Annotated in this window: 19 protein-coding genes and 1 riboswitch; of the genes, 11 read left to right on the forward strand and 8 right to left on the reverse strand. The window is 36.2% G+C overall.

The window, feature by feature from the left end; all coding sequences use genetic code 11:
- Positions 1-106: 106 nt before the first annotated feature.
- Positions 107-1,393, reverse strand: a complete 1,287-nt coding sequence (locus AC4G3L_RS07760; RefSeq protein ID WP_491076387.1) for an NCS2 family permease — start codon at positions 1,391-1,393, stop codon at positions 107-109.
- Positions 1,394-1,519: 126 nt separating this feature from the next.
- Here AC4G3L_RS07760 and AC4G3L_RS07765 point away from each other — a divergent pair, with 126 nt between their 5' ends.
- The 3 genes from AC4G3L_RS07765 to AC4G3L_RS07775 all read left to right on the forward strand — a co-directional run bounded on the left by AC4G3L_RS07765 (position 1,520) and on the right by AC4G3L_RS07775 (position 5,202).
- Positions 1,520-2,437, forward strand: a complete 918-nt coding sequence (locus AC4G3L_RS07765) for a LysR family transcriptional regulator (RefSeq protein WP_491076388.1) — start codon at positions 1,520-1,522, stop codon at positions 2,435-2,437.
- Positions 2,438-2,715: 278 nt separating this feature from the next.
- Complete coding sequence (locus AC4G3L_RS07770) at positions 2,716-3,942, forward strand: aminopeptidase (protein ID WP_491077167.1); 1,227 nt, start codon at positions 2,716-2,718, stop codon at positions 3,940-3,942.
- Positions 3,943-4,149: 207 nt separating this feature from the next.
- Positions 4,150-5,202 carry an AI-2E family transporter gene (locus tag AC4G3L_RS07775; protein ID WP_491077168.1) on the forward strand — a complete coding sequence of 351 codons (1,053 nt, stop codon included), beginning with the start codon at positions 4,150-4,152 and terminating at the stop codon, positions 5,200-5,202.
- Positions 5,203-5,393: 191 nt separating this feature from the next.
- Here AC4G3L_RS07775 and AC4G3L_RS07780 read toward each other — a convergent pair whose 3' ends face one another.
- A complete protein-coding gene (locus AC4G3L_RS07780) occupies positions 5,394-6,755 on the reverse strand; it encodes a hemolysin family protein (RefSeq protein ID WP_491076389.1) in 1,362 nt (453 codons plus the stop codon).
- Between the two features lie 474 nt (positions 6,756-7,229).
- Between AC4G3L_RS07780 and AC4G3L_RS07785 the strand changes: the two genes are divergently transcribed.
- The 4 genes from AC4G3L_RS07785 to AC4G3L_RS07800 all read left to right on the forward strand — a co-directional run bounded on the left by AC4G3L_RS07785 (position 7,230) and on the right by AC4G3L_RS07800 (position 10,686).
- Positions 7,230-7,400: a hypothetical protein gene (locus tag AC4G3L_RS07785; protein ID WP_491076390.1), complete on the forward strand. Its 171-nt coding sequence runs from the start codon at positions 7,230-7,232 to the stop codon at positions 7,398-7,400.
- 384 nt (positions 7,401-7,784) lie between these two features.
- Positions 7,785-9,044 (forward strand): dicarboxylate/amino acid:cation symporter, encoded by a 1,260-nt coding sequence (locus tag AC4G3L_RS07790; RefSeq protein WP_491076391.1) that lies wholly within the window; start codon positions 7,785-7,787, stop codon positions 9,042-9,044.
- A gap of 69 nt (positions 9,045-9,113) precedes the next feature.
- A riboswitch (TPP riboswitch) is annotated at positions 9,114-9,214 on the forward strand.
- Positions 9,215-9,327: 113 nt separating this feature from the next.
- Positions 9,328-9,918, forward strand: coding sequence for an energy-coupled thiamine transporter ThiT (gene thiT / locus AC4G3L_RS07795; protein ID WP_491076392.1), 591 nt, complete (start codon positions 9,328-9,330; stop codon positions 9,916-9,918).
- A 303-nt stretch (positions 9,919-10,221) separates the two neighbouring features.
- Positions 10,222-10,686 (forward strand): helix-turn-helix domain-containing protein, encoded by a 465-nt coding sequence (locus AC4G3L_RS07800; RefSeq protein WP_491076393.1) that lies wholly within the window; start codon positions 10,222-10,224, stop codon positions 10,684-10,686.
- 163 nt (positions 10,687-10,849) lie between these two features.
- Here AC4G3L_RS07800 and AC4G3L_RS07805 read toward each other — a convergent pair whose 3' ends face one another.
- Complete coding sequence (locus AC4G3L_RS07805; RefSeq protein ID WP_491076394.1) at positions 10,850-11,350, reverse strand: universal stress protein; 501 nt, start codon at positions 11,348-11,350, stop codon at positions 10,850-10,852.
- A gap of 288 nt (positions 11,351-11,638) precedes the next feature.
- On the opposite strand from AC4G3L_RS07805, the gene AC4G3L_RS07810 reads away from it, so the two are divergent.
- Both AC4G3L_RS07810 and AC4G3L_RS07815 read left to right on the forward strand, forming a co-directional pair.
- Positions 11,639-11,803: a hypothetical protein gene (locus AC4G3L_RS07810; RefSeq protein WP_491076395.1), complete on the forward strand. Its 165-nt coding sequence runs from the start codon at positions 11,639-11,641 to the stop codon at positions 11,801-11,803.
- 108 nt (positions 11,804-11,911) lie between these two features.
- Entirely contained in the window at positions 11,912-13,921 is a 2,010-nt protein-coding gene (locus AC4G3L_RS07815) for a transglycosylase domain-containing protein (RefSeq protein ID WP_491076396.1), read from the forward strand.
- A 117-nt stretch (positions 13,922-14,038) separates the two neighbouring features.
- Here the strand turns inward: AC4G3L_RS07815 and AC4G3L_RS07820 are convergent, their stop codons facing one another.
- Positions 14,039-14,335: an HPr family phosphocarrier protein gene (locus tag AC4G3L_RS07820; RefSeq protein ID WP_491076397.1), complete on the reverse strand. Its 297-nt coding sequence runs from the start codon at positions 14,333-14,335 to the stop codon at positions 14,039-14,041.
- A 385-nt stretch (positions 14,336-14,720) separates the two neighbouring features.
- Between AC4G3L_RS07820 and fumC the strand changes: the two genes are divergently transcribed.
- Positions 14,721-16,109 (forward strand): class II fumarate hydratase, encoded by a 1,389-nt coding sequence (gene fumC, locus AC4G3L_RS07825; RefSeq protein WP_491076398.1) that lies wholly within the window; start codon positions 14,721-14,723, stop codon positions 16,107-16,109.
- Between the two features lie 69 nt (positions 16,110-16,178).
- On the opposite strand, the gene AC4G3L_RS07830 is transcribed toward fumC, so the two are convergent.
- On the reverse strand, positions 16,179-16,397 hold the full coding sequence (locus AC4G3L_RS07830; protein WP_491076399.1) for an alpha/beta-type small acid-soluble spore protein: 219 nt from the start codon (positions 16,395-16,397) through the stop codon (positions 16,179-16,181).
- A gap of 301 nt (positions 16,398-16,698) precedes the next feature.
- Here AC4G3L_RS07830 and AC4G3L_RS07835 point away from each other — a divergent pair, with 301 nt between their 5' ends.
- On the forward strand, positions 16,699-16,947 hold the full coding sequence (locus tag AC4G3L_RS07835) for a hypothetical protein (protein ID WP_491076400.1): 249 nt from the start codon (positions 16,699-16,701) through the stop codon (positions 16,945-16,947).
- A 103-nt stretch (positions 16,948-17,050) separates the two neighbouring features.
- On the opposite strand, the gene AC4G3L_RS07840 is transcribed toward AC4G3L_RS07835, so the two are convergent.
- The 3 genes from AC4G3L_RS07840 to AC4G3L_RS07850 all read right to left on the reverse strand — a co-directional run bounded on the left by AC4G3L_RS07840 (position 17,051) and on the right by AC4G3L_RS07850 (position 19,434).
- Positions 17,051-18,151, reverse strand: a complete 1,101-nt coding sequence (locus AC4G3L_RS07840; RefSeq protein ID WP_491076401.1) for an ABC transporter ATP-binding protein — start codon at positions 18,149-18,151, stop codon at positions 17,051-17,053.
- Positions 18,152-18,282: 131 nt separating this feature from the next.
- Positions 18,283-19,188: a PucR family transcriptional regulator gene (locus AC4G3L_RS07845; protein ID WP_491076402.1), complete on the reverse strand. Its 906-nt coding sequence runs from the start codon at positions 19,186-19,188 to the stop codon at positions 18,283-18,285.
- Between the two features lie 30 nt (positions 19,189-19,218).
- Positions 19,219-19,434, reverse strand: coding sequence for a YheE family protein (locus AC4G3L_RS07850; RefSeq protein WP_491076403.1), 216 nt, complete (start codon positions 19,432-19,434; stop codon positions 19,219-19,221).
- Positions 19,435-19,530 lie beyond the last annotated feature (96 nt).

A 19,530-nucleotide genomic window follows, 5' to 3' on the forward strand; every position in this document is an offset into this window, starting at 1 on the left:
ATCTTATTTGTAAACTGGCCTTCTTTCCTATATTATTCATTCATTCAATATTTAATAGGAAATAATAAGCCGGACAGGTGCTTGGATAGCCTGTCCGGCTTATTCATTAAATTGAAGTATATTGAAAGACAAAATTGAGTGTGAATAATAGAGCGATAATATAAAGCGGAGCAGAAACTTCGCGTTTTTTACCTAAAAATAACTTGATCAATGGATAAGCGATGAAACCAATAGCCATTCCATTTGCAATGCTGAATGTCAATGGTATTAAAACAATGACCAATAAAGCAGGAAAACTCTCGGTTAAGTCATTATCAATTTCCGCAATATTTTGGATCATCAATGCCCCTATTAAAATTAAGATGGGGGATATAGCCGCATTCGGAATGATTTTTATAACCGGTATTAAAAACAGTGAAACTAAAAAGAATAAACCTGTTGTGACAGCTGTTAATCCTGTTCGTCCGCCTGCTGTGATTCCAGCTGCTGTTTCGACAGTGGCAACAGTAGGGCTTGAACCGAATATTCCGCATGTAAGGACGGATACAGCATTAGCCTTAAGAGCTTTATTATTTTTTTCAGGCTGTTTGATAGATGCATTATGCGCATGAATCAAACCAATATTTTCAAAGGTTACAACCATTGCTAGTGAAAAAGCAGTTAACAGAAAACCAACTGAGAAGAAATTGTTAAATGACATAGCTCCAAAAACTTCTTTATACGCACTGAATGATGGTTGTGTCCATTCAAATCCATCAAGGTTTACGACTCCAAGGATAATGGCCAGAATGGTAATGATAGCAACACTGATTAGAAGATTCCCTGGGACATTACGAGTAAATAAAATAAAGGTAATTATAAGACCAAGAATGGTTAACAAGGTTTCTGCATTTGTTAAGTCTCCAAGAGCAACCATCGTTTCAGGGGAGGAAACGATAATTCCGCTTTGCTCGAAACCGATAAACATTAATAGAATTCCGATCCCAACAGTAATTCCTACTTTTAAGGAATGCGGGATTGCATCAATAATTTTTTTAGCCAATGGCGTAAAAGCAATGAGCATAAAAAACACGCCTGAAAGAAAAACAATTCCAAGAGCTTCCTGCCAGCTATAGCCGCCATTGATTACGATTGTATACGTAAACATCGCATTAATCCCCATTCCCGGGACGAGAATGATGGGAGAATTGCTCCACAGTCCCATTATAATGCAGCCGAATACGCAGGTAAGTATAGTGCCAATCATAGCTGCGTCATATGGAATACCGGCTTCTGATAAGATTTTAGAATTGACAATTATGATGTAAACAATGGTGATAAAAGATATAAAGCCAGCGAGGATTTCACGTTTTATTGTTGTACCGTGAGCATCCAATTTAAATAATTTTTCCATCGTGTGTCGTTCTCCTTTTTAAAAAGCTACCTTCCTATGCTATCATTGTGCTAAGTATATGAAAAATATTTATTTTGTATTATGAGTATATCTTTTTGATATAACTGTAGAAATGAGGGCAAGGAAATGGATATTAAGCAGTTACGTTATTTTGTGGCGATTGCGGAAGAAAAACAAATTACTAGAGCGGCAAAACGATTGCATATGGCCCAACCGCCCCTCAGTCAACAACTGAAGAAGATGGAAGAAGAATTGGAAGTAATCCTTTTTAATAGGAAAGGAAACACGCTTGAATTAACTCAGACTGGAGTCTCACTCTATCAAAAAGCTGTAGATATCATCCGAGTGTTTGAAGAAATGATAACGGAAACGAAAGAAATGGTGGAGGGATTAAGCGGTAATCTCCGCATAGGAGTAAACACCTTTTCTGATCATCAATTGGCTGGTTATCTGAATGACTTTCATCAAAAATATCCCAATGTTTATTACACCATTTATCAAGGTAATTCTGTGGAACTGACAAAAATGATTAAGGACGGGCTACTTGACATTGGATATGTAATTTTTCCAATTGAATCTCATGAAGTGAATATATTGCCCATTAAAACGGAGCCATTTGTTTATTTGACGGATAAAAAAATAGAGGGTCCCAACCCGATTGTTTCATTAAAGAGTATTAGTAAGAAACCATTGATTCTGCCAAGCAATGAAGGACTGGGAATCTATAAAATGATCGTCAGTGAATTTTCGCGACTGCACATAAAGCCTGTTGTAAAGAGTGAATGCTCAGACATCAAGCTATTACTCGAATTAGTAAAGCAAGGATTCGGGGTCACCGTCGTGCCGGAATCGGTTGTAAAGACATATGACATGCACCAGTTATATAGCTATCAGCTTGAAGAACAAGATTTAACATCCACGGTGGGTGTTATATGGTCAAAAGAAAGATACTTGGCAAAAACAGTGGAGAATTTCTTGCATATGATCAAGCAAGAGACAAAGAAAAGTCCTGTTACTGATGAAGAAGGCAGCAGTACAAAGTGATGTTAGACATCTCTAGAAGAGTAATGGTAATCGAGACAAAATATAATCATTACACTAAATCACTCCATAGCCGGGTGATTTAGTGTAATGATTAAGATGAAGGATATTATACAGAAAAAGTACGACGACACTATTTTTTTCGATGAACTGGCAAAAGAACATAAGGAAATGTCTACTGTTTTTATAATTTTTGGAAGAGAAAATCTCTTCATCTGTTCTTTTTAAAAGGCCGTGGTAAAATAGTAACGAATGGGAATGATGTTTTAAAGGAGCTGGAAATAATGAATTTTGAGCAAAAATTAGACAAATATGCAGAATTGATTGTGAAAGTTGGCGTCAATATTCAAAATGAACAAATATTAATTATTTCATCCTCAATAGAATCAGCACCCTTAACACGAAAAGTTGTCAAACATGCATACGAAGCTGGTGCCAAACATGTATATGTGGATTGGGGGGATGAGGAAGTTAGCCGTATTAAATATGAATTGGCTCCCGATGAAGCCTTTAATGAATTTCCTGAATGGATTGTAGCTCAACGTGAGACTTTGGTAGAAAAGGGAGGGGCCTTCTTATCTATTACTTCTCAAAGTCCTGATTTACTAAAAGGTATTGATCCAAAACGAATTGCTAACTTCCAAAAAGCAGCAGGGACAGCATTAAATAAATTTAGACAAGCCACACAATCTGATAAAGTGAGCTGGTGTGTAACAGCTGCCGCCGGAAAGGATTGGGCAGATAAAATTTTCCCTGAGTCAGAAAACAGTGTCGATTTGCTTTGGGATGCTATCTTTAAAGCTGTCCGCGTTGATAGTGAAGATCCAGTCGCGGCGTGGAAAGAGCATGATGAGACCTTGCGAACAAAAGCAGATTATTTAAATTCAAAAAAATATAAAGCTCTTCATTATAAAGCTCCTGGAACGGATTTAACGATTGAACTATCCGATAAGCATGAGTGGTGCGGAGCAGGAAGTGTGAATAGCCAAGGTGTACCATTTATGGCCAATATGCCAACGGAGGAAGTTTTCACAGTTCCTTATAAAGAAGGTGTAAATGGAACGGTTACAAGTACGAAGCCTTTAAGCTATGGCGGCAATGTCATTAATAACTTTTCGTTAACGTTTGAAAAAGGAAGAATAGTGGATGTAAAGGCTGAAACAGGAGAAGAAGTCCTTAGGAATCTTATTGATTCTGATGTTGGAGCACGTTACCTTGGGGAAGTTGCATTAGTACCTCATCAATCTCCTATATCCGATACGGATATATTATTTTATAATACGCTCTTTGATGAGAATGCTTCCAATCACTTAGCTATTGGCTCAGGCTATGCTTTTTGTCTCGAAGGAGGCAAAGAGATGAATGAAGAAGAATTAGCTAAAAATGGTGTAAACATCAGTATTACTCATGTAGACTTTATGATTGGATCAGCTGAAATGGATATTGATGGAGAATTGGCAGATGGAACTATGGAACCTATTTTTCGAAACGGAAACTGGGCATTCTAATTAGCTGTAGAGTAGGCCGGAGCTTAACTGTTCCGGCTTATTTGTATCGCAAGCAAGAGCTTGCTGATTGCCATTTTGTCTGCTTGGATTATGAAATGTTTTTTTCGGTTGATAAATGAGATATAATGGTCAATAAACGAATATAAGGAGAGGAGGATATAATTGAAATCAAAATTACATTTTTGGACATTGGAAATTCTATTGATCATGCTGGTCATTTTTGTTAGCACAAAAATTTCTTTTTTATTTAACCCAATTGGAATCTTCATTTCTACGCTCTTTTTTCCAATCTTAATATCAGGGTTTTTGTTTTATTTGTTAAATCCGTTTTTAAAATTTATGGTGAAGCGTAAAATACCAAAAATCATAGGAATACTGATACTATACATAGCTCTGATTGGTTTATTCATATTTGGAGGAGCAACAGTTGGACCGGTTGTTTCAGAGCAAATAACGGATTTAGTCGTCAATACTCCAAAATTTATCGATGATATTATAAAAATTATTGAGGACGCATCTGATTCCCCGTTGGTTAAGTATGTAATCCAACAGGATTTTGTGCAAATCGACCAACTAAAAGACCGATTGCTTGAATTTACAACAAATGTGACAAAGAATATCACGACTGGAGTCTCGGCCGTTTTCTCCTTTATCACGAATTTGACATTAATTATCATAACAGTACCGTTCATCCTCTTTTATATGCTGAAGGATGGAAATAAGCTTCCAAATGCGATCATGAGATTTTTGCCAGCTTCTTTTAGAAAAGAAGGTATGGTTATCATTCACGAAACTTCTGAGACATTAGCAAGTTATATACAGGGACAAATTGTTGTCTGTATTTTTGTTGGTGCCAGTTGTTTTATCGGTTTCTTAATTTTGGATTTACCATATGCCCTGACACTGGGGTTGGTACTTGCTGTTACTAATATCATTCCATATGTAGGTCCATTTATTGGTGCTGCACCTGCAGTGGTTGTCGGTTTATTTCAGTCTCCTTTAACAGCTATTTTTGTTATTGTGGTGATTTTAGTTGTTCAACAATTAGATGGAAATTTAATATCTCCACTAATTATTGGGAAATCACTTAATATTCATCCGCTGACCATAATCATGATCTTATTGGTTGCCGGAAGTTTAGCAGGCATAATGGGGATGATATTGGCCGTCCCAACCTATGCTGTTGTAAAAACGATTTCCCAAAATATTATAAGGCTTTATAAATTGTATAAGACAAAAACAACCGTACTAACCGAATGACTATAGAGCAGAACCTGATAGGGGTTCTGCTTTTTTATTACCTAAAAAAGTACATTATTGTTTAAATGATTGCAGGTTATTGTAGCGGTCTTGAGATAGATGACATAAATTAAAAAGACTGCATCTCCAATTAAGTAATTTTATCCTAATTGAAGGTACAGTCCAGTATTTAAAAAATGGTTCATTTGTGTTTAGGAGAACAGTACGTTATCGTTCTTGACGATACTTTTATGCGAGGCTTCTAAAAGCTGAAACTCGCTAACCTTTTTTTTGATTTCAACATAGCGTATATGATGGTCTTCCATATCAATGATGGTAACTTCGAAGCTCCCAAGATCGACAGTATCCCCCAGCTTAGCATCATAATTTTCAGTTAGCACCCATCCGCCTATTGTATCGATATCGGTATCGTCTAAATCAGTGCCAAGTAAGTCATTGATTTCACTCAGTAATACTTTTGAATCAATGATATAGGAACCATCTGAATTTTTACGAATCTCAGGTACTTCGTCAGCATCGAATTCATCGCGGATTTCTCCGACAATTTCTTCTACAATATCTTCAATAGTAACCAATCCTGAAGTTCCGCCGTATTCATCCATTAATACGGCCATGTGGATGCGATCGGATTGCATCTTGACTAATAAATCATGAATTGGAAATGTATCGATAACACGGATGATAGGCCTGATATAGGGTTCCAAAGTAACCGTTGTAACCTGTTTATGCTGGACAACATCTGTCAGTATTTCTTTTACATTCACTAATCCGATGATGTGATCCTTATCCCCATCAATAACCGGATAGCGGGTGAATTTCTCTGCATGAAATACATCAATAAAATCTTTTACCAGGTTATCTTTTGATAAGGAAATCATTTCTGTTCGTGGTACCATAATTTCTTTAGCGATTCGGTTATCAAATTCAAATATATTATTTACATATTTAAATTCAGATTGGTTGATTTCGCCGCTCTTCAAGCTATCAGAAAGAATAATTTGCAGTTCTTCTTCAGTATGTGCTATCTCATGTTCCGATGCAGGTTCGACCCCGACTAATTTTGCAGTAAGTCTGGCGGAACCATTAAGCGCCCAAATAAATGGATACATTATTTTGTAGAACGTCATAAGTGGCTTAGAGATAAGAAGAGCAATTGCTTCCGCTTTTTGAATGGCAATAGTCTTTGGTGCTAATTCACCAATAACTACATGAATAAATGTTATTAACATGAAAGACAGGGTGATGGTCAGGGTTTTCGAAACGGTATCCGGTAATGACAATATTGACATGAACGGAGATATGATAGAGGCAAATGTATCTTCACCTATCCAGCCAAGTGCAAGTGCTGTAACTGTTATTCCGAGCTGACAGGCAGACAAGTATTCATCCAGATTAGTAATGATCTTTTTTGTACTAATTGCCCTTTGATTTCCTTCTTCCAGTAATTGATCTATCCGTGAAGATCGAATTTTAACAATTGCGAACTCCGATGCAACAAAAAAAGCGGTTAATGCAATCAAAATGGCTATAAAAACCAAATTCCATATGTCCAATAAATTTCCTTTAACCGTTTATGGCGGTCAAGGAGTCACCTCCTGTAGTAATTAGCTGGTGTTTTAGCTCAATCGGTTAAATTTATAATATCGATAATATGAATGTATTTGGCCATCAACTTCCCATGTAAATCACCCCTTGATTAATAAGAGAAGTATTGGAAAAAGAGTTATTACTAACCATTATATTAAATATTCAAATGAATAGCATTTGTTTTTAATCCCAATTTATTCGTTACTTGTATTTTCTCCAAAATGAAAAATGGGACTATCTTTTTTTCAGTAATTTAGTAAAATTTAAAGAGTGGAATTATTTTCATAAATAACATAAATATAGTGCTATATACATATACTTTCGATATGAAATATATTTATTTGTATATGTCAAATAAAATGCTCATATTCAGGTTTGAGGGTTGACGGCATGGGTATATGTGTATCGATTAGTATAAAATAGAGGTGGAGACTGTGTGGGTGGATATCGTATCTAAATTCAAAGTGCAGGGAGTAATCATTGAAAAGACAAAATCGCGTAATGAAATATTTACGAATGTGTTTATTTCAGGTCCCTTTGTTCTGGGTAATGAAATAATGGCTGAAAATACATCAGAGTACAAGAAGCAAGTAGATTTAAAAAATCATTAATTATAATATATATAACTTGATAAACGGCAAGCTGTTTTCCGAAAAGACGTATATATTGCGTCTTTTTTTATTGGATGAGTTATTGAAAATGGAAAATGTTCGTTATATATATATAAAGAGAACTAAGAAAAAATATCCCATGAAATACGATACTTATTATTATTTCCTACATCGTTTTTAGATTCCAATTTAGCTCAAATTAAGACTCAGTAACACCATAAATCCCTCCTGTAATTCTTTCCATTGTCATCTTAGGAATAATCTACTATTATTATATTATAATAATAAAAAATGCATCTGATTAGTTAGATGTACTTTTGATAAATCCTCCTTATTAGGGAGGATTATTAAATTGATAATATAAAAAATTGAAGGAGGGCATCTATGAACCTTACAATTAGAATTATATTAGGATTATTTATTGGTGCGATTGTAGGATTAGCTCTTAATATTTTTTCACCTCAATTATTTGAAATCTTAAATACTGTAGCATTTTCACCAATTGGCAATCTGTTTATTAATGCCATCACAATGTTAGTAGTCCCGATTGTACTCATTTCAATCACTTTGGGTACAGCAGGTTTGGGTGATCCTAAAAAACTCGGCAGGATTGGTGGTAAAACAATTCTTTATTTCCTGTCTACAACTGCATTTGCCATCACAATTGGTATATTCCTTGCCTTAGTCATTAAACCAGGGAATGGAGGTAATTTTGATATTGCCTCGGCTGAATATACAGCCACTACAGCCCCCTCTTTTTCTGAAACTCTCATTAATATCATTCCAAAGAATCCAATTCAGGCGATGGCTGAAGGAAATATGCTCCAAGTAATTGTAATGTCTATTTTCTTTGGGATTGCCATTACGGCTCTTGGTGAGAAAACAAAGGGTATTATTAACCTCTTGGAGCAAGGTAATGAGGTACTGATGTATTTAGTTAACCTTATTATGAAAGCAGCACCGTATGCGACTTTTGCCTTGATAGCAACTGCTATTGGCAATCAGGGTCTCCCAGCTATTAAAAATATGGGTCTTTATATGATCGTCGTTCTATTGGCATTGCTGATTCATACCATTTTCACATATGGGGGAGCCATTACAATATTTGCGAGACGTAATCCAATTGAATTTTTCAAGAAGTTTTTCCCAGCTATGACAGTAGGTTTTAGTACTTCATCGAGCAGTGCAACTTTGCCGGTAGCTATGGAGCTTACACAAAAAGAGTTGAAAGTACCAAAAAGCATCAGCAGTTTTGTACAGCCACTTGGTGCTACCATTAATATGGATGGAACAGCTATCATGCAAGGGGTTGCCACTGTATTTATTGCCCAAGCCTATGGCGTGGAACTTACGATGACGCAATTAATTACCGTAATATTAACAGCTGTTCTTGCAAGTATTGGAACAGCGGGAGTACCAGGTGTGGGATTAATCATGCTGACCATGGTTCTTGGACAGGTTGGCCTTCCAGTTGAAGGTGTAGGATTGATCTTGGGTATTGATCGTTTACTTGATATGACTAGAACAGCAGTTAATATCACAGGAGATGCATCTTGTGCTCTTATCATTGCTGAATCTGAAAAGAAACGCGAAGAAAGGGAAAATGAAGCATCAGAAATAGAAGTAGAAGAAATGACTGCCTAATTAGTTTAGTTTTGAAAAGTAAATGCTTGCTTATAGATGGCAAAATTAGTACGATGTAAGAAATGAATAGTATTCCACAAGGGGAGCCAGTGGCTGAGAGTGAACGAATGAGTTCTGACCCTTTGAACCTGTTAGTTAACACTAGCGTAGGAATGTGGCTGAATGAATGTAAATGTAAGCAATGCGAGCCATTTTGTGCGCGCATTGCTTTTTTGTATTTTGTTTATGCCCGATCAAGACTTGAGATGACTATTCAAAACTCTTGATAGAAAGGGGAAGTACAATGAGAAACAACCGATTATTATTTATGGTGGAGATTTCTGTTTTTTCTGCTTTGGCATTTATCTTTGATTTATTGGCCGGTGTTCTGTCTTTCAGTTTATGGCCGCAGGGAGGAAGCGTGTCAATTGCTATGGTACCTGTTTTTTTAATGGCGTATCGCTGGGGTGTCAAAGGGGGCGTAACAACAGGATTACTGCTTGGTCTATTGCAAATATTATCAGGAACTGCTTATATCATGCACCCTATTCAAGGGCTCCTTGATTATATTGTTGCCTATACGGTAGTTGGCTTAGCAGGACTTGTGTTTAAGTATGTTGAAAGAGAAGGAATTAGAAAGAAGGACTTGAAAACTTCTGGTATGGTCCTAATGGGAATCTTACTCGGTAGTACTCTGCGTTTTATCGCTCATTTTATTGCCGGAATCGTGTTCTTTGGTTCTGGTTCGGCCGATGGCCAATCGGTCGCTGTATTTTCGTTACTGTATAATTTATCCTACATGTTGCCAAGTGTGATTGTTAGCGGATTTATTATGATGCTTTTATTTGCTGCCGCACCGCGAGTCATCCTCAGAAAGCCCGCACATCATTCTTAAATGAATAAATCACTATATCTGGACTCTCAACATCATTGAGAGCCTTTTTGTGTTTCGCTTATACCTACTGTGTACTATTTCTCTATTCTTAATGAATTATTATTTTTAGTATAGACTGGTTCTTTTGACCTTTACTTTTATTCTAAGTAGGTTTTTAGGAAGAAGAACAAGGGAATATAAAAAAATTAGTAAATATATACATTATAGTACCTCTTTTCCATTTATTTCTATTATAATAGTAGTAGTGAACATTGATTGTGGAGAGTATAAAATATTAATTTATAGATGGGAAGAGGGATGTTTATGAGTAAGGATGAGATTATTCGTCTAATATCTGAACGTATGAGATTAATCCGTGTGGAGGTTGATTATACACAAGACAAGATGGCTGAAATAATAGGAATTTCCAAAAAAACATTGGTGCAGATCGAAAAGGAACGCAATGAAGCAAGCTGGACAACTGTTGTGGCTGTCGTTTCATTGTTTCGTGAAACCTTAACTGTGCAGACATTATTTGGCGGGGATCCACTCGAAGTTATTGAAACGGTTTCAAGAGAAAGAATTGATTACAGAAAAGAAAAAATGCTTGGCGGCAAGGTATGGTGGAAAGATATTCTGCTTGAAGGAGGGTATGTTCTGCAGCAAAATATGATAAGTGAACACTACCGGATTCTGGACGAGGATCAATACCGGATTTATAGCTCATTAAATGAAAACGATGTCCATAGTAAATTTAAAGAATTAGTCAATAAAGTTCTGCAATCATAATGTTTGGAATAAGAGAGATTCCTGCGGTACATATGAATGAAGTTTTCCTGGAATGTCTCTTTTAATTTAAGGAGTTTTCGATTTGAGAAGGCAAATGGATGACCTCCTGTTTCTTTGCAGAAAAGCAGGAGGTCATATTAGTAGGATCAGGTACATTTAGTCTTTATTTAGCGACTAAAACAGGGCAATTGGAATTACTTATAATTTTTTCGGAAATACTTCCAAGGAATAATTTACGAAGGCCGGAACTGCTGCTGTTGCCGACAATAATTAAATCGGCACCTTCTTTCTCTGCGTATTGGAGAATCATATCATCCGTGTCCCCTTCGAGTACAACAAAATGTGAATGAATCAAATTATTATCTTCAAGACTGTTTACATATCTTTCAATTTCCTCAAGCTGAGTACTCGTAGATGTGCTGTTGTTTATTAGATGACTCTTTTCTGATAAGATGGTTTGACCCTGGCTGGAGTCTGCATAGAATGGTGCATTGCTGGAAGTGACAAATGTTTCATCTGGAATAGAGGCCTCATTAGTTTCCTCATAAACATATACAACTGACAACAATGAGTTTTCATTACTCTTACAAAGATCTAGTCCCATTGATAAACCTAATTTTGCCGAATCTGAGCCATCAAACGCCACTAATATATGTTTGAACATATAGATTCAGTCCCTTCCATTTTTTTCTCTCCTTTATTATTTATCCTAAATCAGATGGATGGAAACATATTACATGTATCTCTGTATCAATCTGCCTATAAGATGCTGTTCTGTAGCAATAAGTGTAAAGTATCAAATGACCTGATTTTACTTAATTTGCTGGAGAAAACGATTATATTGTACGATATCTCTAAACTAATCGATAATTAGATAAATATGACAAAAGACCAGTGGTCATACCGGTAAATTTCCTGTATTCTTGTGTTATAGAAAAAAGAGGTGATGTGGATGTTCAAAGATAAACAACCCCAAGGTATTCACCCTATTATAAAAAAATGCTTAACTCATTTGGATGTTTTGGGAGCAGATGTTAAAGTAAAGCAAATTGTTTATATGTATATGGAGATATTGCATAAGGAAATTGAAGCCTCGAATAATGAGTTTATTAAATGAAAATAGAGTGAAGGTAAACAACTGTCTATCAGTTGTTTTTTTATTTTTTGTGTATAATATGTAAAAATACATATAAATTTAATTGATTATAAGTGGAGGGAAATAAGGATGCGTCAAAAGTATTTTAAAAAAGCACTGGGTATATTCGACCATTCTCGTCTATTACAGATTCTTCTGCTTGGAATATCTTTTGTAGGTCTTATCATAAGTGTATTTTTTTATATACTTTTTAATCAGGAAGTAGATTTGTCTCATTTAAAAACTGAACTTATGCAGCCAACTATTATTTATGACATGAATGGAGAAGAGGCAAGTAAAATTTCAGCAAATAAAACGGAAGGTGTTTCAATCGATAAAATTCCGCAACATGTTATTGATGCAGTGATTTCGATAGAAGACCGACGTTTTTATGAACACACTGGGATTGATTATAAAGGAATTATTCGGGCTGCATACAAAAATTTCACAGCAGGCTCAGTCGTACAGGGTGGAAGTACCATTACGCAGCAACTGGCAAAAATAACGTTGCTAACTCCTGAACAAACGTTAAAAAGAAAGCTAAAAGAAGTTGCAATTGCCAGCCAGATTGAACGTGAATACACAAAAGATGAAATCATGGAAATGTATTTAAATCAAATTTATTTTGGTCATGGAGCCTGGGGAATTCAGAATGCCAGCAAAGTATATTTTGGTAAAGAAGTTGAAAAAATTAATTTATCAGAGGCTGCTTTGCTGGCCGGTTTAATACACGCACCCTCTTCTTTAGATCCATATAAAAATTATGATGCCGCTAAAAACAGACAGAAGGTCGTGCTCAAGCAAATGAAAAATAGCGGTTTTATTACGGATGAAGAAAGAGAATCAGCAGTTAAAACTGAAATTAAATTGACAGAATTAAGCGACCCGTTAAAAGGCATGTATCCATACTATGTAGACCAAGTGATTGCGGAAGCCAGTAAAGAATATGGAATTGTCCAGGATGAGTTATTAACGGGCGGGTACAAAATCTATACTGAATTAGATACAAGTATGCAGGGAGCGATCGAAAAGGTCTATCAACAAGATGATTTATTCGCCAAAGGTTCAAATACAAATGAGCTTGTGCAGAGCGGTGCAGTTTTACTTGATCCCAAGACAGGGGGCGTGAGGGCACTGGTGGGGGGAAGAGGGGAGCATGTTTTTCTTGGATACAACAGGGCAACCCAATTAAAGGCCCAGCCAGGTTCAGTTATGAAGCCGCTTGCGGTATATGCGCCTGCTCTTGAAAAGGGATATAAACCCGCAGATTTAATTATAGATGAGGAAATGAAATTTGCCGGAGATTATAACCCAAAGAATTATAATGACCAGTATGAGGGGGAGATCCCTATGTTTGAGGCTGTCTATAAATCTAAAAATATCCCTGCTGTTTGGCTTTTAAATGAAATAGGTATTCAAACTGGAATAGATTATGCAGAGAAGTTTGGCATTAAGTTAAAAAAGGAGGATCGAAATCTTGGTCTGGCTTTAGGAGGTTTACATGAAGGTGTATCTCCTTTAGAAATCGCCTCTGCTTATTCTGTTTTTGCAAATGAAGGAATACGTCAGGAATCGCATCTTATCCAAAAGATTGAAGATGCCAATGGACAAGAAGTAGATGAATTTAAAGGAAAAGAAACAAAGGTTACGACAAAAGAAGTAGCAGAAAATATGACAGCGATGCTTAAGGGTGTCGTAGAGCATGAAGATGGAACCGGAACAAATGCAAAAGTACAGAATAGAGATATAGCCGGTAAAACAGGTTCAACTCAGGTAAATGGAGTGTCAGCGCAAAATGCGGTAAAAGATGAATGGTTTGTCGGCTATTCTCCTAACCTCGTTGGTGCAGTGTGGATGGGATATGACAGAACGACAGTTAATCAGTATCTTTTAAAAGATAAAACAAGAGGTGCAAATATTGTTTTTAAAGAAATTATGACAGGTGCATTGCAAAATATGGAACGTGAAACTTTTGATGTCCCAACCATTAATGATATGGAGAAGGAAGCAGAAAAGAATCGTTTTAAAAACTATTGGATTGAGCAAAAGGAAAAAATCAATAAGAGTTTTGAGGATTGGCTCAATCGCTGGAAGAATTAAGCGTGGGATGTTCCTCAGATAAAATATGGATCCGGATTATCAGTTAAGTGAAAATGAAAAAAGCACATTTGAAATCGTAAATGTTACGGTTTCAAATGTGCTTTTCTGTATTTTGGATTAAGACATTGATGGAGTTAACTCAGTACTCTCTTCCAGACAGATATTTTCGATATGATCGATTGCAGCTTGTGCATTTTCCCCTTTAACAAGAACCTTGATATGAGCATCTTGACCTAATGTTAAGAAAAATGCTGTTAATGAAGAAATATTTCTAACATCAATTTCCTGGCCATTTTTCTCCAGATTTATTGATCCATCATAGTTTTTGGCATATTGTGCAATACACATTAATTGTGGTAGTGTAATTTGTTTGTCAATAGAAAGTTCAGTAGAACCCATTTCATATTTTTCCATTTATCTCACCTTTTCATCTGTGTTTATGAAGGATATATATACTATTTACCCGATGCTATATCAGTTAAACAAAAAATAGATAGTGTGGGGATATTATGGTGAACTGGAATAATCTCGGTATAGTTTTCAACATGAGATATTTTTATTTTCTATTTATGTAGATAAGAGGTTAATTATCTGTTTTAACTTGATAATTGTATACATAATAGATGGGTTTGTCACGCTTGGTATAGCTATTGTCATGACTTTGGTTTTTTTATTAGACATGCGCTTTGGAATACAGGAGTCTTTTAAGAATAAAATTTAAGCGCTATCATTTGACCGTTTGCCATAATAGAGAGTATGTTCTTAATAGTGAGATAATTTTAAATAGGGGATGATGAAGGTGGAATATCGGATTGAAAAAGATACAATGGGAGAAGTACGTGTTCCAGCTGATCGTTATTGGGGAGCTCAAACAGAACGCAGCCGTAATAACTTTAAGATTGGACAAGAATTAATGCCGATTGAGATTGTATATGCCTTTGCAGAACTGAAAAAAGCGGCGGCATATTCCAATTATGAATTAGGTAATTTAGCTGAAGAAAAAAAGAATGCCATATCATATGTTTGTGATGAGATTATTGAAGGAAATTTAGATAATCATTTTCCTCTTAAAGTATGGCAAACTGGGTCCGGTACTCAAAGTAATATGAATATTAATGAAGTGGTGGCACGTAAAGGGAATGAATGGTTGAAAGAAAATGGGTCTGAAGCAACCTTGCATCCAAATGATGATGTAAATATGTCGCAAAGTTCTAATGATACATATCCTACTGCCCTGCATATTGCTGCCTATGAGGCAATTCATAAAAATGTACTACCTGAAATAACTGCTTTTATAAAAGTGCTTCAAGAAAAAGAACAGGAATTCATGGACATTGTTAAGATTGGACGTACCCATTTGCAGGATGCTACTCCATTAACACTTGGCCAGGAAATAAGCGGTTGGAGATATAGCTTTGAACGTTCTGAACAGATGATTAGAGAAAGCTCAGAGAAATTACTGAGCCTGGCGATCGGTGGTACAGCTGTTGGAACGGGTATTAATGCACATATGGAATTTGGCGATAAAACAGCGGGTTATCTTTCTGAACAGACTGGCTATAGCTTCAGTTCTTCACCAAATAAATTTCATGCACTAACCAGCCATGATGAAATCGTTTATGCACACGGGGCATTAAAAGCACTGGCTATGGATGCCATGAAGGTTGCCAATGATATTCGCTGGTTGGCAAGCGGCCCTCGCAGTGGAATTGGAGAGCTTACGATCCCGGCCAATGAACCTGGAAGCTCTATTATGCCTGGTAAGGTAAACCCGACACAAAGTGAAGCTTTAACAATGGTTGCAGTACAAGTATTTGGAAATGATGCAGCTATTGGATTTGCAGCCAGCCAGGGTAATTTTGAATTGAATGTGTTCAAACCTGTCATTGCGTATAACTTCCTGCAATCAGCCAGATTATTGTCAGATGCTCTTAAATCTTTCAGGGTTAATTGCTTGGTAGGACTTGAGGCGAATATAAAAAGTATTCAAAAGAATGTAGAATCCTCACTTATGCTCGTAACAGCATTGAATCCGCATATTGGATATGAGAAAGCAGCTGAAATTGCCAAGCTTGCTTTTAAAGATAATAGTACATTAAAAGAAGCAGCCTTAAAATCAGGTTATTTAACATCGGATGAATTTGATCAATGGGTGAATCCGAAAGATATGGTCAAACAGAAATCTTAAATAACGAAAAGTAACCCCCTTCCGGAATATACGGAAGGGGGTTTTGTCCATTAAATTATGAAGTTTTAATTAAGATTGAGATTTACCGCTGATTTGTTGTTCGCCCATACGAACCAGTCTTTTGGTAATTTCTCCTCCAACAGATCCGTTCGCACGCGCTGTTGTATCAGCACCCAGTTGTACCCCGAATTCGTTAGAAATTTCGTATTTCATTTGATTGATTGCTTCTGCTGCTCCTGGAGCAACCAATTCATTAGATGAATTGCTGTTTGATCTATTTTGATTCATGTATAAGCTCCTCCATAAAAATTAATTTTAGTTTGGTTGGGTCAGTCGGATTTGAACCGACTAGTAGGAGATTATCGTGTGGAATCCCCAAAGCCCTTTAACGGCTTGACCCAAGGTTATAAGTTTTCGTCTTTCTAGTAGCTAGTATGGAAAGGTTCATTTTAATTTATACACAGATATAATTAGAAAAAATTGGGGGACTGACATTGTGTAAACAGGTAAATATTAATTGACCTAGATAAACATAAAAAATCTGATTAAGTGAAACGCTAATGGAAAGACGAAGTTAGGGGCGGGTTGTATGGAATGTCCTTTATGCAATGGTCTAACCTCCATCGTATATCCATGTATAGCATGTCATAATAATATGGATGATTTTGGAAAGGTTATGGATTACTACGATGATTACAGTGCATATCTGGAAACGGATATACAGAAGGAAATAGATGGTGACCCTCAATCGGTGAACCAGTCTATATGCAGACATCTTTTGTCTTGCAGCCAATGTGGAAAAGATAAAGTAATATCGATTCATGAAATGGATATTTAGGGTCTTTTTAGAGGTCTGGTAAAAAGGAAAGGGCAGTACCGTATCTGAAAAGAAACAAAAAAGCCAAATCCATAAAGGAAATTGGCTTCATTTAACTCAAATATTAAGGGCGAATTCTAACCTCAGTGTCTTTATCAAAGAAGTGAGCTTTGTTCATATCAAGTCCTAATTTCAAGGTATCCATTGGTTTGATATCAGTACGGGAATCAATGCGTGCTACGATGGATTGGCCTTCAATTTGTGTATAGAGCATTGTTTCAGCACCCATGAGTTCTGCTACTTCAATTTGGCAGGTAACTGTTGAACCTGGAGAAGCATCTATGAATATAGGTTCATCATTAATATCCTCTGGACGAATACCAAGTACTACTTCTTTGCCTATATAGCCTTTTTGACGAAGATAGCTTAATTTACCTTCAGGAACAGCAATGCGTGTACTGCCAGTTACAAAATAGCCATCTTCTAAAGAACCAGAAAGAAAGTTCATAGCAGGAGATCCGATAAATCCACCTACAAAGATGTTCTCGGGTTTTTCGTAAACATCTTTAGGTGCACCAACTTGATGAATTAAGCCATCTTTCATAACAACAAGGCGAGTAGCCATCGTCATTGCTTCAGTTTGGTCATGCGTCACATAAATGGTAGTAGTATTCAATCTTTGGTGGAGCTTAGCAATCTCGGCGCGCATTTGTACACGCAATTTAGCATCAAGATTTGACAAAGGTTCATCCATAAGGAATACTTTAGCATCACGAACAATGGCACGGCCCAATGCAACACGTTGACGTTGACCACCGGATAGGGCTTTTGGTTTACGATTTAAATATTCTTCAAGTCCAAGAATACGCGCAGCATCCTTCACACGGCGATCGATTTCAGCTTTATCAAATTTACGTAGCTTTAATCCAAAAGCCATATTATCATACACACTCATATGTGGATACAGAGCATAGTTCTGGAAAACCATTGCAATATCACGGTCTTTTGGCGGTACATCATTTACTCGTTTATCATCAATATAAAAATCACCTTTAGATATTTCCTCTAATCCGGCGATCATACGTAAGGTCGTGGATTTACCACATCCAGAAGGGCCTACGAACACGATAAACTCTTTGTCCTGTATGTGTAAATTGAAATCGGTAACTGCAGTTACTTTATTGTCATAAACTTTATAAATATGTTCTAATTTTAGCTCAGCCATCTTTATAATGTCCTCCTTAAAAAACCATTTAATAATGAAACCCTTTTCACAATTTATTTTACTAGTCTAATAGTTAAAAATATATGTTCATGTTGCACAAATAAATCGATTAGGACATGGGCGGGTTGCACTTAATGATAATTTGTTTGCTCCAGTAAGCGGATGGCCAGATAGGCACATAAGCTATCTTCAAATTTGCGGACATCCAGATTAGTGATTTCATAAAATTTAGCAAGCCGATAATTCAGACTGTTTCGATGGAGAAATAGCTGTTTGGCGGCAACGGTCGCATTAGCGTTGGCCTCAATGTAAATTTTAATAGTACGGAGCAAATCTTTTTCATTTTCTAACGTGCCGAGCAGATTTTTAGCAAGCGTAATACATAAAGCTTGATTTTTACCTATTAATAAAAGGTTTAGAAATGCGGAAGAAAACGTGATGACTTTGTCTTTTGTATTATAGAGACATATTGTTTTAAAACATGTATCTTCGGAATCGAAATTTGTCATTATGTCCTCGGTAAGAGGATAATTATTTCCGATAAATAAGCGGATATATGCATATAAATCACTCTCAAGAGTATGAATGATAGCGTTGAAATCTTGATTTGTAAGCATGACTGATTTGGTATTCTCGATGATGACGCCGCTATAGGGGTCTTTCCAACATATAACGGGGGCATGAAAGAAACCATTTATAGCGTCGGAAAAGTCTGCAATATTGATATCACTGTTTGGCAGCTGATAATGGATAAATCGGTAAGAGCTATCATCTATTTTATGTAATGGTTCAGAGTCTTGCTGATATAAAAGGCTATGCCACTGAACTTGCTGGGCTGATTTATTCAACTTTTCAGTATGAAGAAAAAAAGGCTTCATAAAAGCATTTAATATGGCTATTTGATCAGACGTTACAGACCATTTGGGAATACCAATATATTCATTCGGATTTTCTATATACCAATAATAAGACGGATCCTCCAGTGGATTTGGAACACGGATTGCGTCGGGAAAGAGTTTAAGTAAGTCAGTGTTCATAATAATCCTCCATATATCCTATATCATAGTCTATTGATTATCATATATATGATAAAGCATTAATTCGTGTACTCGGGATTCTAATTCTCTCTTCGTTTCGTCCTCGATGATGGTGTTAACCCAGGTAATGGAACCGTCTTTATGGTAAATTCCTTTACACCTTTTTTTTTCATAGTAAAAGGAAAACTTCCAACCAGGTATTTTTTCTGTTTCATATAATGATTTCCAATCAAAATGACTAATCATAGATACACCTCAAATTCTAAATTGATAGAAATAATAATTATTATACCGTTTTAAATACACGATTCATATTTATTAATACCTTATGAATAAAAGAAC

It is taken from the genome of Bacillus sp. z33, from assembly GCF_058313615.1.

What these genes read in the sequence shown, in the direction of transcription:
- AC4G3L_RS07805 (WP_491076394.1), bottom strand. Translation starts at nt 11,350, where the DNA reads ATGTTCAAACATATATTAGTGGCGTTTGATGGCTCAGATTCGGCAAAA.
- AC4G3L_RS07765 (WP_491076388.1), top strand. Translation starts at nt 1,520, where the DNA reads ATGGATATTAAGCAGTTACGTTATTTTGTGGCGATTGCGGAAGAAAAA.
- AC4G3L_RS07850 (WP_491076403.1), bottom strand. Translation starts at nt 19,434, where the DNA reads ATGATTAGTCATTTTGATTGGAAATCATTATATGAAACAGAAAAAATA.
- AC4G3L_RS07790 (WP_491076391.1), top strand. Translation starts at nt 7,785, where the DNA reads ATGAACCTTACAATTAGAATTATATTAGGATTATTTATTGGTGCGATT.
- AC4G3L_RS07760 (WP_491076387.1), bottom strand. Translation starts at nt 1,393, where the DNA reads ATGGAAAAATTATTTAAATTGGATGCTCACGGTACAACAATAAAACGT.
- AC4G3L_RS07840 (WP_491076401.1), bottom strand. Translation starts at nt 18,151, where the DNA reads ATGGCTGAGCTAAAATTAGAACATATTTATAAAGTTTATGACAATAAA.
- AC4G3L_RS07835 (WP_491076400.1), top strand. Translation starts at nt 16,699, where the DNA reads ATGGAATGTCCTTTATGCAATGGTCTAACCTCCATCGTATATCCATGT.
- AC4G3L_RS07775 (WP_491077168.1), top strand. Translation starts at nt 4,150, where the DNA reads ATGCTGGTCATTTTTGTTAGCACAAAAATTTCTTTTTTATTTAACCCA.
- AC4G3L_RS07845 (WP_491076402.1), bottom strand. Translation starts at nt 19,188, where the DNA reads ATGAACACTGACTTACTTAAACTCTTTCCCGACGCAATCCGTGTTCCA.
- AC4G3L_RS07800 (WP_491076393.1), top strand. Translation starts at nt 10,222, where the DNA reads ATGAGTAAGGATGAGATTATTCGTCTAATATCTGAACGTATGAGATTA.
- AC4G3L_RS07815 (WP_491076396.1), top strand. Translation starts at nt 11,912, where the DNA reads ATGCGTCAAAAGTATTTTAAAAAAGCACTGGGTATATTCGACCATTCT.
- AC4G3L_RS07830 (WP_491076399.1), bottom strand. Translation starts at nt 16,397, where the DNA reads ATGAATCAAAATAGATCAAACAGCAATTCATCTAATGAATTGGTTGCT.
- AC4G3L_RS07810 (WP_491076395.1), top strand. Translation starts at nt 11,639, where the DNA reads ATGTTCAAAGATAAACAACCCCAAGGTATTCACCCTATTATAAAAAAA.
- thiT (WP_491076392.1), top strand. Translation starts at nt 9,328, where the DNA reads ATGAGAAACAACCGATTATTATTTATGGTGGAGATTTCTGTTTTTTCT.
- AC4G3L_RS07820 (WP_491076397.1), bottom strand. Translation starts at nt 14,335, where the DNA reads ATGGAAAAATATGAAATGGGTTCTACTGAACTTTCTATTGACAAACAA.